The sequence below is a fragment of the Chryseobacterium sp. MHB01 genome (assembly GCF_034651565.1).
Taxonomy (GTDB): domain Bacteria; phylum Bacteroidota; class Bacteroidia; order Flavobacteriales; family Weeksellaceae; genus Chryseobacterium; species Chryseobacterium nepalense.
The window spans coordinates 26,504-38,915 of record NZ_JAYEDA010000021.1 but is presented as its reverse complement, the minus strand read 5'-3'; the positions used below and the strand labels follow the sequence as shown (position 1 = coordinate 38,915).

The following is a 12,412-nucleotide window of genomic DNA, read 5'->3' as shown; positions in this document are numbered from 1 at the left end:
GGTACATCCGTTGGCATCAGTGATAGTTACCGTATATGTTCCGGCAGCTAAGCCTGTTCTGTCTTCGGTTGTGATTCCACCACCCCAGTTGAATGTATAAGGTGCTGTTCCTCCTGCCGGAGTCAAGTTGATCGCTCCATTGGAAGCGCCGTTACATGCTACGTTTGTTACTACCGTTGTTCCGCTTACTGCACTTGCTGGCTGATCAATCGTAAATGTTCTTGTAGATTGGCATCCCAAATTATCCGTTACCGTTACAGTATAAGTTCCGGCAGATAAACCTGTAGCCGTTGCAGCGGTGCCACCGAAAGGTGCCCAAGAATATGTATAAGGTGCAACACCACCTGATGGTACTACCGTAGCAACACCATTGGACCCGCCATTACAGGATACATCAGTTTTGCTTCCTGTGGTACTTATGCTTACAACCGTTAATGTAGCAGCATTAGAAGTAGCAGAGCCTGAACCGATAGCCACGGCACGATACTGATAACCGTTCATGGCTGAAGTAGCTCCCGTGATGGTCAAAGTATTGGTTGTAACTCCTGAATAAGGAGCGGTGTTAGTCAAAGCAATAAATCCGCTACCAGAATTCTGATACCACTGGTAAGAACTAGCCCCTGAAGCAGCAACCGTAAAGGTAGTGGTGCCTCCTGCACATATAGTTCTGTTTGCCGGACTTGCCGTAATTACAGGATTACTGGCCAAGAACGTACACCCTGAATACTGCGATCCTGCAGCAGTACTAAGTGTCCAGTTGGCATTATTCATGACCGCTGTTCTTATATTGGCAACTGTTGATGTTGGAACACCGGTACAGTTAAACTTTCCGGATCTAGCCACTGTGACACCAGATACCGGCCCTGTATAAAATGCATTCGTACCTCCCGTAAGTCCCGGTGGCATTAATGAAGCATTGGGACTTCCAACCGCATCACTATTCCATGCAGCTGTTGTAGATCCTGCTGTATAAAAATAATTGATACCGGCAATACAAGTCACATTAGCACCTGTAACACTACCGTTTCCTCCCTGGAAAGCTATAATCTGATCTCCCACAGATGATAAAACCAATCCATTGGAAGATGTTCCGTCGGTAAGCGCTACAGTACCATTGGGTATAGATGTACTTGTTGCAGGATTATAAACAGAAGCTGACAACGCTGAAATATACACTTCAGTACCGGCCGGCAACGCAGTACCGCTGGTCCATGTAATTGCAGATTCTGTTGATCCGGCTGCTTGCCAGGCATTGCTTCCCTGATATCCCCGATCGGTAAAGCTTATTTGTGTTCCGCTTGAAATAGGGGCAAGCAAAACAAATGAAAATACATCTACCGAAGTAGAACTCGAATCATAAGAGGTAAACGCAATCCCTCCGGGAGAGAGCGTCGTCTGAGCCTGGGCATATCCCAGCAACGACGCTCCCATAATGGCGACTGTTTTTGCCAGCGTTCTAATTGTAGAATAAAAATTTTTCATTTTTAATTATATTTAAGTTATAAGTTCAAAAATTGTTCACCATTTCTAAGCCCGAAAGCAGATAATTTATGTCCGCTCATGAAGCCCTCTTCGACGTAGACGATATCTAGTCTCAGATGTGAATTATCATTACATTTAACAATTAACCCATTTTCCTTATCCAAAGAAAGTATGGTTCCGGGAGTTCCCGTATGATGATTTGCAATCTCAACGGACGTAGCTTCCACTAGCCTGATATTCCATCCGTTCCATTGAGTATACGCTCCTTTATTCCAGGGATTACATGCTCTTATTAATGCTTCAATGGTTTCAGCATCCTGCTTCTCCCAGGAAATACAAACATCTGAAGCACCTGGTTTCGGATAATACCGGGCCATTTCTTCGTTTTGTTCCGTTCCTAAAAAATTTCTTTGTAAAAGGTTTAAAAGTTCATTTAAAAGATTGGCGCCTAACCACGACAAGTGAGTGCATAATGCCCCATGTGTCATCTCCGCAGTAACAGGAATATTTTTTTTAAGAATAATGGCTCCTTTATCGATATCCCGATCAATAACATGAACAGTAATTCCCGATTGTCCAGAACGGCTTCTTATGGTTTCAAAGACAGGATCTGCCCCTCGCATTTCCGGCAAAAGCCCGTAATGAAAGTTGTAAAATTTACCAGAATAAAGCGCAAGAATTTCAGAAGAAATTTTCCAGGGAAAAGTCATGGTAAAAACGGTATTGGCGCCGGAAACCTCCATCATATTTTTTATCTGACCGGTGCAGCTTTCGGATGTCATAATAAAAAGAGGTATTCCTGACTGCTTTGAAAGCATGGAGCAAAATTCGATGACTTCCGGATTCTTATCAGGCACTCCTAACGCACAAAGCCGGCCTGCAGCATGTAAAGCCTGCAAAGCCGGAAATGCCATCCGGTTATTACATAAAACTGCTATTTTAAATGGACCTGTCATGATTCTAAGCACGCATAAGCATTAAGCCAAGTATTAGCCTCTACAGTTCTTATATATTCAATATTCCTTTCTAACGCTTCGCGTTCCATTTCTGTAACCGAGGCTGCATAACAGTCTTTTAAAAGACAGTTTCCTGTTTTGTCATCTTTTGAAACGGTCGCATAATAAACTTCAGTCTCCGAAAATCCGTTTTCAGGATTTATATATACTTTTCCACGTGGTGAATGAATGGTCATTTCATTAAACTCTGTATTTTCCAGTCCTATCAACTGTGCAGCTTCCCATCCCAATAAAGAGAAAAGGTTGGCTTTACCATATTTAATTCCATCCATTATATTTACAAAAGTTTCATTTTCAGGAATCTTCAAATTTCTTGACCAGGCTATTGCTGTACTCCAATCATATCCGGGATATGGTATTTTTCCCAACCAGGTTTCATCCGCAGTAAATCCCGTACCATATACTTTATAATGGCCGGACATTTCGCTGCTTCCCGCAAAAAAGTCTTCAGCCATATCACCACAAAAAGTTGCAAGTACCGCAGTGTTCTGTTCTTTTTCAAGAAATTCCGTAAGTGGTTTCAATGTAAAATCAGAACGCTTTAAAGAAGTAATGTGGTTAAAAACTATAGATCCTCCTTTTTCTTCAGCAGCAGCTGCATATACATAAGAAGGACGGTATCCTGCATCATAAAAAGAGCAGCTGAATGCAAAATTCCTGAATCCGTCTTCAATGGCTTTATGTGTTATTACACGTGTACAAAGGCCACCCTGAAGAGAGATAAACCATGCATTTGAAAGCTTTTTGCTGAATTTAGGAAAATGATAACCACTATCAAGAACGATGAGGGTTTTTCCCGAAGATTCAAAAAGAGGATGTACAAATTCTGCTGAAAAAGGATTCATATATCCTATTATGATATCTGTACCGGCGAGCAAAAACTGTTCGCAATGGTCATAAATTTCCTCGTTTTTTGCAGCAACCCCAATTCCTGCTGAAATGATTTCATGGTATCCTTCCAGTCCCATATTCTTAAGGGATTGTTTGAAACCGTCCATAATATCAAATGAAATAGACGGATAAATAACAGAGCGCGGTAAAAGTAAAGCTATTTTCATATTCTTAATAAAGTCAGTCTGCGGCAAACTGTTTTGCCGCAGACTGAATTAATAAATGCTAATTAAGATCTTGACGGAAAAATCCCGTACATACAGATGATGTAATTCATTCCCAGATAAGGCTGACGAATACTCATCGGCTGCCCTGCTCCTGAAACGCTTAACGCGAATGCATTAGGTATTGCTTTCATGGTGCTGTCTGGCTGCTCGCTAGAATACAAACCCTGTAATGATGCAAGTGTACTGCCTGCAGGAGAACCTGTATTTCCTTCATCTGAAAATGTTTTTATTGAAACTGTTTCAGACCCTGCAGTGTGCGTATGCGTTGGCATGTGCTGTATATCGCAGGTTACCGTTTCAGTACCTGCTGTCATTCCTAATTGAAATACTTTGGTTCCTGCTCCGGTACCGGTTCCCACAGCTGTTCTTCCTGCAAAATTCGGCAGCATGAAGGTTGTTGTCCCGTTACCTCCGTACATTGTACCCAAAAGCGCAAAAAGTGCCTGGTTAGTACTAATCGATATTGTCTGCCCCTGACAAAACGCCCAATACTTGGGAGCAAAATTTCCGGCAAACATTCTTATTTCTGACATGGTTCCTTCCATAATAATCGTTTTTCTATTAATAGTTTAATGAATTAATCCTGTCTTGGTGGATAATACCCTTCAAGACAAATAATGTAGTTGGTTGCCAATACAGGCTGTATAATACTAAATGGAACATTGCTTCCAACAGCAGATATAGAACCTGTTGTGGTAGCCGGTGCGATAAAAGTATCAGGTGCCTGAGTGGAATATGCTGCAGCTGAACCTGCGAGTACGTTACCTGCCGGAGATCCCGTATTACCTTCATCTGAAAAACATGGAAATGCAATTGTTGCTGCTGCGGTATGGCTGTGCGCAGGCATTTGCGCGGTAGTCATGGTAACCGTTTCAGTTCCGCCTACCTCTCCTAAATCTATAGGAGTAAGACCAGCTCCCTGGCCTGTTCCTACAGCAACTCTTCCTCGAAGATCCGGAACGCCGAACGTATTGCGGCCATCGCCACCGAAAGTAGTTCCTAATATTGTGTATACTGCCTCAAATTGTGAGATACTATAAAGTGTTCCGTCGCAGAAAGCCCAGCCAAGCGGAGCAAAATTTCCACCAAATAAACGCACTTCTCCTATATAACCTTCCATAATGATATCTTTAATTGTTATTAATTTTATTTTAAATTTCAGTAATTATCCTCTTGGAGGAAAAGTCCCGTAAAGGCAAATAATATAATTCATTCCAAGTGAAGGCTGAACAATAGTGAGCGCGTTATTCCCCCCCGAAACACCTACCTGCAATGCCATCGGAATTGGTTTTGTCGTAGAGTCGGTACCCTGATTGCTGTACATCGATGCCTTTGATGCGAGGATATTGTTCGCCGGAGTTCCCGAATCCCCTTCATCCGAATAAGCAGGAATTACAACATTCCCTGACAAATTATGGGTATGAGCAGGCAAATTTGACATGGTGAGAGTTACAGAGTTTGTACCTGTCGCTTCTCCCAAACTGTAATATGATAAACCGGGACCCTGCCCTGCACCCACAGCCGACCTTCCCGCAAGGTTCGGGAGACCGAAGGTAGTTATCCCATCTCCTCCATAGGTATTTCCTAGAAGTGAAAACAAGGCCGTATTTGACCTGATAGCCAATAAAGCGCCATTACAATACTGCCATGATTTGGGAGCAAAGTTTGCGGCAAAAAGTCGGATTTCTCCAATTGTTCCGTCCATAATTATTGTTTTTAAAATGAAAATTTATTAAAGTATAACCTACTCAGGAGAATGATAAACAGAATCCCAACCTGAATAAATTGTTAAGCTGTCAGCAGATGTCGGAGTGAAAGAAGCATCCATACAGTAAAATTCAAACAATGTTTGAAAGCCCGTATTTTACGATCTTATTAGTCCCGAAAATGTGATATTAATTTGGAAAAGAATAGTTTACTATGATTTTCATGATTATTTATTTTAGTTTTTTAGTTTTCTGAGTGATAAACTGCTTTACAGCAATCACATCTTATTACAAATTTAAATTTATTATTGACATAATTGCTATTTATTAAAAAAAATTAGTTAATAATTTATTATTTCTAATTTATATTCATTTTTAAAGCAATATGACTCAGCAATTATTTCCCCGATAAAATTAAACATTACCGTATTAGCTGAATTAAGTATTTATACTGAATTTGCATTAAAATTTGCAACATACCACGATTACAAATCCTGCAGATTTTGTTTATTGGTGAATGTTTTTAAGCCAATTCCGATTTATAATTTTATAAGTGTCTGAGTTATAAAACATAATGATCTTTAACGTCATAAAGTCAATTTCCAGCATAAAAAAACCGCTTTAAACTTGCGTTTAAAGCGGCCTTTATTTTTATGAAGTTATGCTTATTTTACTTCTTCAAAGTCTGCATCCTGTACATCATCTGCTCCTGCATTGTTACCACCAGGGTTTTGAGCTCCTGCATCGGCACCAGGCTGCTGTCCTGCTGCATACAATTCTTCTGAAGCTGCCATCCATGCTGCATCAAGTGCTTCTGTTTTAGCTTTTACATCATCTGCATTTTTAGCTTCAAAAGCGGTTTTCAATTCTGCATGAGCAGTTTCGATTGCTGCTTTTTTGTCTGCAGATAACTTATCACCAAACTCTTTCAGTTGCTTTTCAGTCTGGAAGATCAATCCGTCTGCTTTATTGAAGATTTCAACTTCTTCTTTTTTCTTAGCATCAGCAGAAGCATTTTCCTGAGCTTCTTTTTTCATTCTTTCGATTTCCTCATCAGAAAGACCTGAAGAAGCCTGGATTTTGATAGACTGCTCTTTACCTGTTCCTTTATCTTTCGCAGAAACACTTAGGATACCATTCGCATCAATATCGAAAGTTACTTCAATTTGAGGAACTCCTCTTGGTGCCGGTGGAATATCTGTAAGATCGAATCTACCGATTTCCTTGTTATCATTGAACATTGGTCTTTCACCCTGTCCTACTCTGATGCTTACAGCAGGCTGATTATCAGAAGCTGTTGAGAATACTTCAGATTTTTTAGTTGGGATCGTTGTGTTTGCTTCAATTAATTTAGTGAAAACAGAACCCATTGTTTCGATACCTAAAGAAAGCGGCGTAACGTCTAATAAAAGAACGTCTTTTACATCTCCTGTTAAAACCCCTCCCTGGATAGCAGCACCAATTGCCACAACCTCATCCGGGTTAACTCCTTTAGACGGTTTTTTACCGAAGAATTTTTCCACTTCTTCCTGAATGATCGGGATTCTCGTAGAACCACCTACCAGGATTACTTCATCGATATCTGAAGTTGATAAACCTGCATCTTTCAATGCTTTAGCAACCGGCTCCATAGATCTTCTAACAAGATCTGCAGATAACTGCTCAAATTTCGCTTTCGTTAAAGTCTTCACTAAGTGTTTAGGACCTGTAGCGGTAGCGGTAATATATGGAAGGTTGATTTCTGTTTGTGGAGAAGAAGATAATTCGATTTTTGCTTTTTCAGCAGCTTCTTTTAATCTCTGTAATGCGATAGCATCAGATTTTAAATCAACGCCTTCTTCAGCTTTGAATTCATCTGCCATCCAGTTGATGATCACATCATCAAAGTCGTCACCTCCTAAGTGCGTATCACCATTTGTAGACAATACTTCAAATACACCGTCTCCTAAATCAAGGATAGAAATATCGAAAGTACCACCACCAAGGTCATATACTGCGATTTTCTGATCTTTATGGTTTTTATCAAGACCATACGCTAACGCTGCAGCAGTAGGCTCGTTGATAATTCTTTCTACTTTAAGACCTGCAATTTCACCGGCTTCTTTGGTAGCCTGTCTTTGTGCATCATTGAAGTATGCAGGAACAGTAATTACCGCTCTTGTCACTTCCTGACCAAGATAATCTTCTGCAGTTTTCTTCATTTTCTGAAGGGTCATTGCAGAAATTTCCTGCGGAGTATATTCTCTGTCGTCGATTTTTACTTTTACGGTATCGTTTGGCCCGCTTACTACTTTATAAGGTACTCTTGAGATTTCAGAGGCATCATCTTTAAAATGTGTTCCGATAAATCTTTTGATAGAGTAAACCGTTTTTGTAGGGTTAGTAACTGCTTGTCTTTTCGCAGGATCCCCCACTTTTCTTTCACCATCTTCTGTAAATGCTACAATAGAAGGAGTTGTTCTTTTACCTTCTGCGTTAGGGATAACAACAGGGTCTTTGCCCTCCATTACAGCAACACAAGAGTTGGTTGTACCTAAGTCAATTCCGATTATTTTACTCATAATATTTTTATTTTTTCTATTTTTAATTTTAATTTACATTCTGTATTTCTCAATATTTGTACCATTCAAATTTTTATGACAAATTGACACACCCCATTTGAAATCAGCAATAACAATGAGATTTTAAAGCTAACCGATCATATGATAACGATACTGTAAAGGTGGATTTTAACCAGTATTGCTGTTCAAAATGTCACTTTTTAATTTATATTATTAATTTCATAAGCATATTTCTATTCCATAGGTTTTTTTAATAACTTTAATCACTATAAAAAATTAATTGCATCGGGCTTTATTAAATTTAATTAAAGCTTAACGTTGAAATACTTCAATAAAAAAAGGTGAATTATTATTTTTGATAAATTATAAACTAGCGAATGTCATTACATTTTAATCCGAGAGATATTACCTGGCTTGCCTTCAATGAGAGGGTGCTACAGGAAGCAATGGACGAGAAAGTTCCTTTGCATTTGAGAATCCGTTTTTTAGGAATTTTTTCAAATAATTTAGATGAATTTTTCAGAGTTCGCGTTGCCGGGTTAAAACGTGCCATGGATTTCAAAGAAAAAGTAATTGCCGAATCTTTTTATCAGCCTCCTTCAAAAATTCTTCAGAAAATCAATGATATTGTTATGAGGCAGCAACAGAATTTTGATAAAACGTGGAAGAAAATCCAGGGCGAAATGGCGGATCATCATGTATTCATCAAAGCTCCCAAAAACTTAACCCCAAAACAGAAAGAGTTTGTAAGAAACTATTTTGATGAAGTGGTAGAATCAAACGTGATCCCGATTCTGCTCCATGAAAATACCCCAATGCCTTATATGAGAGACAAAAGTCTCTATCTAGGTGTTGCCATGAGAAAAAAGGATTGGCAGTATTCCAGCAATTATGCCATTATAGAGATTCCATCGCGTTTTGTAGGAAGATTTGTCCTGCTTCCGACTGAAGATCCGCAGGAAAAAGATGTCATGCTTCTGGAAGACGTGATTACTTTTAACCTGCCGCATATTTTTTCGTATTTCGGATATGATGAATTTTCGGCGAATGCTTTTAAAGTAACCAAAGATGCGGAACTGGATCTTGATAATGATATCAGAACCAATTTTGCCGAAAAAATCGAAAAAGGATTAAAAAACAGGAGAAAGGGAAAACCTACCCGTTTTGTTTTTGATAAAGATATGGATAAAGCACTTCTCGAGATGCTGATCCGAAAATTGAATTTATCCAAAAAGGACAGTATTATTCCTGGTGGAAAGATTCATAATTTCAAACATTTTATGGATTTCCCGGATGTTTTCGAGAAATATGAAAGGCCTGTAGAAAGAACTTCTTTTACCCATCCTGACTTTGAAAACGGTAACCGTGTAACAGACGTTATTTTGAAACAGGATGTCCTTTTAACATTCCCTTATCATAAATACAATCCCGTTATCGACCTTCTTCGGGAGGCCGCAATGGACCCTGATGTAAAATCCATTCAGATTACGGCATATCGTCTGGCGAGTAATTCAAAAATAATCAACGCATTAATTTATGCCGCAAGAAACGGCAAAGAGGTTACCGTTATGCTTGAACTGCAGGCAAGGTTTGATGAAGAGTCTAACCTCGAATGGAAAGAAATGCTGGAACCGGAAGGAATTACAGTATTGATAGGTATTCCAAACAAGAAAGTACATGCCAAATTGTGTATCATCAAAAAAAGATCCCACAACAAAACCATTCAGTACGGATTTATAAGTACCGGAAATTTTAATGAAAAAACAGCAAGAATTTACGGCGATCATTTGCTGATGACAGCCGACCGCGGAATCATGGCAGATATCAATAAAGTGTTCAATATCCTTAAAAAACCAAAGGTTGACTTTCTGCCTGTTCTTAAAACCTGCAAAAATCTTTTGGTATGTCCGCAATTCATGAGGGAAAAGATCGTTCATCATATCGATAAAGAAATTGAAGAAGCAAAAGCAGGAAGACATGCGGAGATGATCATTAAAGCCAATTCGGTGAGTGACAGATCTCTGATTGAAAAATTGTATGAGGCTGCTAACGCCGGAGTTCACATCAGAATGATCGTAAGAGGTATTTACTGTGCGGTAAACCAGAAGGATTTTAAAGAAAAAATTAAGGCGATCAGTATTGTAGATGAATATCTGGAACATGCCAGAGTCATGTATTTTTATAATAAAGGTGCTGAAGATATGTATATTTCATCAGCAGACTGGATGACCAGAAATTTGGATTACAGAATTGAAGCTGCTGCCAAAGTCACCGATAAAAACCTTAAGAAAGAACTGAAAGATATTCTTGACATACAGTTGAAAGATAATGTAAAAGCTCGTATTTTAGACAAAAAATTGAGTAACGAGTACATTCATAATGATAAAGAAGAATGCCGTTCCCAGATTGAAACCTATCGATACTTACATGCTAAAACAAACAAAAAATGAAGATTGCAGCCATAGACATCGGAAGTAATGCGGCCAGACTGCTGATTAATGAAGTAAAGATTAATAATAAACAGCCTGAATTCATCAAGCTCAATCTTTTGAGAATTCCTCTGAGACTGGGAATGGATGTGTTCACCCTTGGAAAAATCGGTGAGGAGCGTGAGAAAATGGTGATTGATTCTATGAAGATCTTCAGTGACCTGATGAAAATTTATAAGGTAGAACATTACAGAGCCTGCGCGACAAGTGCCATGCGTGATGCTGCCAATGGCCGGGACATCATTGATGAAGTAAAAAAAACCTCCGGAATTGATATTGAAATTATTTCGGGAGACGAAGAAGCTTCCCTGGTTTTTGAAAACCACATTGCAGAAGGCCTTGATAAAGATTTTGCCTACCTTTACATTGATGTTGGCGGTGGCTCTACCGAACTTACCTTCTATGAAAACGGCAAAATGCTGTATGAGAAATCTTTCAACATCGGGACGATCCGCTTACTGAATAATCTGGTAACCCCCGATAACTGGAAGGACATGAAGGAAGAGATCAGGAAAAATATCAACAGCAAAAAGCCTGTTGTTGCGATCGGTTCAGGCGGGAACATTAATAAAGTTTTTTCGATGAGCAAAACGAAAGACGGCAAACCGATGTCCTCATCACATCTTAAGAAAGTCTACAAGGAGTTCAATGACCTTACCGTGGATGAAAGAATGACGAAATACAATCTCCGCGAAGACAGAGCAGATGTGCTGGTTCATGCCTTAAAAATTTTCAATAACGTGATGACATGGTCTGAAATCAATAGGATTTTTGTCCCTAAGATCTCTGTAGCAGACGGTTTGATCCATAATATTTACAGTACTTTACAGGACAAAAAATAATTATCTCAATAGAATTAAAACCGGTCAGTGATCGGTTTTTTTGTTGATTCAATTTGTTTCTTTTTTAAATAGTGAAGAAGTGACAACCACCCTAGCCTTGATTGAGCGGTATGTTTGAGCTCTTTTCCATTTCCATTTTGCGGCGGCTTCGCCGCCGCAAAATGGAAATGGAAAAAGCGAGTAGCGAAAGCAAGAAAAAGCTTCCAATAAAAAAATATATTGCTTTTCGATGCAATCAAATTACTCCTTAAAAAAAATAACAAATACAATTCGACGGAATTAAAAAAACTCAATATATATAATTTTTCATCTTCCATAAAGTAAAATTGGGGTTCGGAACGTCAGCAATAATACAATATTAAATAATGAACTCAATTAAAGTAATTCTCACAGGAGCCACCGGAATGGTGGGCGAAGGTGTTCTGATGGAATGCCTTGAAAACCCCAATATTTCGGAAGTTCTGAGTGTAAGCCGTAAGACCAGCGGAAAAAAGCATGCTAAACTGAAAGAATATATCATTCCCGATTTTCTCGCCATGAATCTTCATGATGAAAACCTAAAAGGTTATGACGCTGTTTTCTTTTGCGCAGGAATAAGCAGTATGGGAATGAGCGAAGAGGAATATACCAGAATAACCTTTGATACAACGATCCATTTTGCCAAGGCTGCACTCAGCCAGAATCCGGATATGGTATTTAACTACGTTTCAGGTGCATATACCGATAGTACTGAGAGCGGAAAGATCATGTGGGCAAGAGTAAAGGGGAAAACGGAAAATACGTTGAGGAAGCTTGGATTCAGTGCTGCATACAATTTCCGGCCCGGATTTATGAAACCTGTTGAGGGGCAGAAGAATGTAAAATGGTTTTTTAAACCTTTTATTTTATTTTTTCCGGCGATATTTCCTTCAAAATCATTAACTTTACATGAAGTGGGTAGAGCAATGATCAACGCAGTACAAAAAGGATACCCCACCTCAACATTAGAAATCAAGGACATTAAAAATCTGGCGATATGAAAGGAATGATAAAAAGAATTTTTCTGGTTGCTTTTATTTTATTGGTTCTGACTGCTATTTCGGGTTTTTTCTATATGCAGAAACATCCTCTTGACGGGAGAAAAGCAACGGGAAAAAATCTGAATTTTTCGGGCCATGTGTCCAAGTAGGAAAAACTAATATTTCGTGAAGTTCAAAGA

10 protein-coding genes and 1 pseudogene are annotated in these 12,412 nt (G+C 39.0%); 4 read left to right on the top strand and 7 right to left on the bottom strand.

The window, feature by feature from the left end; all coding sequences use genetic code 11:
- The 7 genes and pseudogenes from U9K52_RS20210 to dnaK all read right to left on the bottom strand — a co-directional run.
- Nucleotides 1–1,482, bottom strand: a pseudogene (locus U9K52_RS20210) (SprB repeat-containing protein); the annotation flags it as partial.
- 17 nt (nt 1,483–1,499) lie between these two features.
- Nucleotides 1,500–2,438, bottom strand: coding sequence for a formyltransferase family protein (locus tag U9K52_RS20205; RefSeq protein WP_322927899.1), 939 nt, complete (start codon nt 2,436–2,438; stop codon nt 1,500–1,502).
- Nucleotides 2,435–3,556 carry a hypothetical protein gene (locus tag U9K52_RS20200; RefSeq protein ID WP_322927897.1) on the bottom strand — a complete coding sequence of 374 codons (1,122 nt, stop codon included), beginning with the start codon at nt 3,554–3,556 and terminating at the stop codon, nt 2,435–2,437. Before U9K52_RS20200 ends, U9K52_RS20205 begins: the two co-directional genes overlap by 4 nt.
- 62 nt (nt 3,557–3,618) lie before the next feature.
- Complete coding sequence (locus U9K52_RS20195) at nt 3,619–4,161, bottom strand: phage tail protein (protein WP_248391476.1); 543 nt, start codon at nt 4,159–4,161, stop codon at nt 3,619–3,621.
- A 32-nt stretch (nt 4,162–4,193) separates the two neighbouring features.
- Nucleotides 4,194–4,736, bottom strand: a complete 543-nt coding sequence (locus U9K52_RS20190; protein ID WP_248391474.1) for a phage tail protein — start codon at nt 4,734–4,736, stop codon at nt 4,194–4,196.
- A 45-nt stretch (nt 4,737–4,781) separates the two neighbouring features.
- Nucleotides 4,782–5,321: a phage tail protein gene (locus tag U9K52_RS20185; RefSeq protein ID WP_248391463.1), complete on the bottom strand. Its 540-nt coding sequence runs from the start codon at nt 5,319–5,321 to the stop codon at nt 4,782–4,784.
- Nucleotides 5,322–5,987: 666 nt separating this feature from the next.
- Nucleotides 5,988–7,883: a molecular chaperone DnaK gene (gene dnaK / locus U9K52_RS20180; protein WP_263601346.1), complete on the bottom strand. Its 1,896-nt coding sequence runs from the start codon at nt 7,881–7,883 to the stop codon at nt 5,988–5,990.
- Between the two features lie 377 nt (nt 7,884–8,260).
- Between dnaK and ppk1 the strand changes: the two genes are divergently transcribed.
- The 4 genes from ppk1 to U9K52_RS20160 all read left to right on the top strand — a co-directional run bounded on the left by ppk1 (nt 8,261) and on the right by U9K52_RS20160 (nt 12,382).
- Entirely contained in the window at nt 8,261–10,333 is a 2,073-nt protein-coding gene (gene ppk1 / locus U9K52_RS20175; RefSeq protein ID WP_248391459.1) for a polyphosphate kinase 1, read from the top strand.
- Nucleotides 10,330–11,214 (top strand): exopolyphosphatase, encoded by an 885-nt coding sequence (locus U9K52_RS20170; protein ID WP_248391457.1) that lies wholly within the window; start codon nt 10,330–10,332, stop codon nt 11,212–11,214. The genes ppk1 and U9K52_RS20170 overlap by 4 nt, the downstream gene beginning before the upstream one ends.
- 365 nt (nt 11,215–11,579) lie before the next feature.
- Nucleotides 11,580–12,233, top strand: a complete 654-nt coding sequence (locus U9K52_RS20165; protein WP_322927895.1) for an NAD-dependent epimerase/dehydratase family protein — start codon at nt 11,580–11,582, stop codon at nt 12,231–12,233.
- Entirely contained in the window at nt 12,230–12,382 is a 153-nt protein-coding gene (locus U9K52_RS20160) for a hypothetical protein (RefSeq protein ID WP_248391453.1), read from the top strand. The genes U9K52_RS20165 and U9K52_RS20160 overlap by 4 nt, the downstream gene beginning before the upstream one ends.
- Nucleotides 12,383–12,412 lie beyond the last annotated feature (30 nt).

What these genes read in the sequence shown, in the direction of transcription:
- U9K52_RS20205 (WP_322927899.1), bottom strand. Translation starts at nt 2,438, where the DNA reads ATGACAGGTCCATTTAAAATAGCAGTTTTATGTAATAACCGGATGGCA.
- U9K52_RS20200 (WP_322927897.1), bottom strand. Translation starts at nt 3,556, where the DNA reads ATGAAAATAGCTTTACTTTTACCGCGCTCTGTTATTTATCCGTCTATT.
- U9K52_RS20195 (WP_248391476.1), bottom strand. Translation starts at nt 4,161, where the DNA reads ATGGAAGGAACCATGTCAGAAATAAGAATGTTTGCCGGAAATTTTGCT.
- U9K52_RS20190 (WP_248391474.1), bottom strand. Translation starts at nt 4,736, where the DNA reads ATGGAAGGTTATATAGGAGAAGTGCGTTTATTTGGTGGAAATTTTGCT.
- U9K52_RS20185 (WP_248391463.1), bottom strand. Translation starts at nt 5,321, where the DNA reads ATGGACGGAACAATTGGAGAAATCCGACTTTTTGCCGCAAACTTTGCT.
- dnaK (WP_263601346.1), bottom strand. Translation starts at nt 7,883, where the DNA reads ATGAGTAAAATAATCGGAATTGACTTAGGTACAACCAACTCTTGTGTT.
- ppk1 (WP_248391459.1), top strand. Translation starts at nt 8,261, where the DNA reads ATGTCATTACATTTTAATCCGAGAGATATTACCTGGCTTGCCTTCAAT.
- U9K52_RS20170 (WP_248391457.1), top strand. Translation starts at nt 10,330, where the DNA reads ATGAAGATTGCAGCCATAGACATCGGAAGTAATGCGGCCAGACTGCTG.
- U9K52_RS20165 (WP_322927895.1), top strand. Translation starts at nt 11,580, where the DNA reads ATGAACTCAATTAAAGTAATTCTCACAGGAGCCACCGGAATGGTGGGC.
- U9K52_RS20160 (WP_248391453.1), top strand. Translation starts at nt 12,230, where the DNA reads ATGAAAGGAATGATAAAAAGAATTTTTCTGGTTGCTTTTATTTTATTG.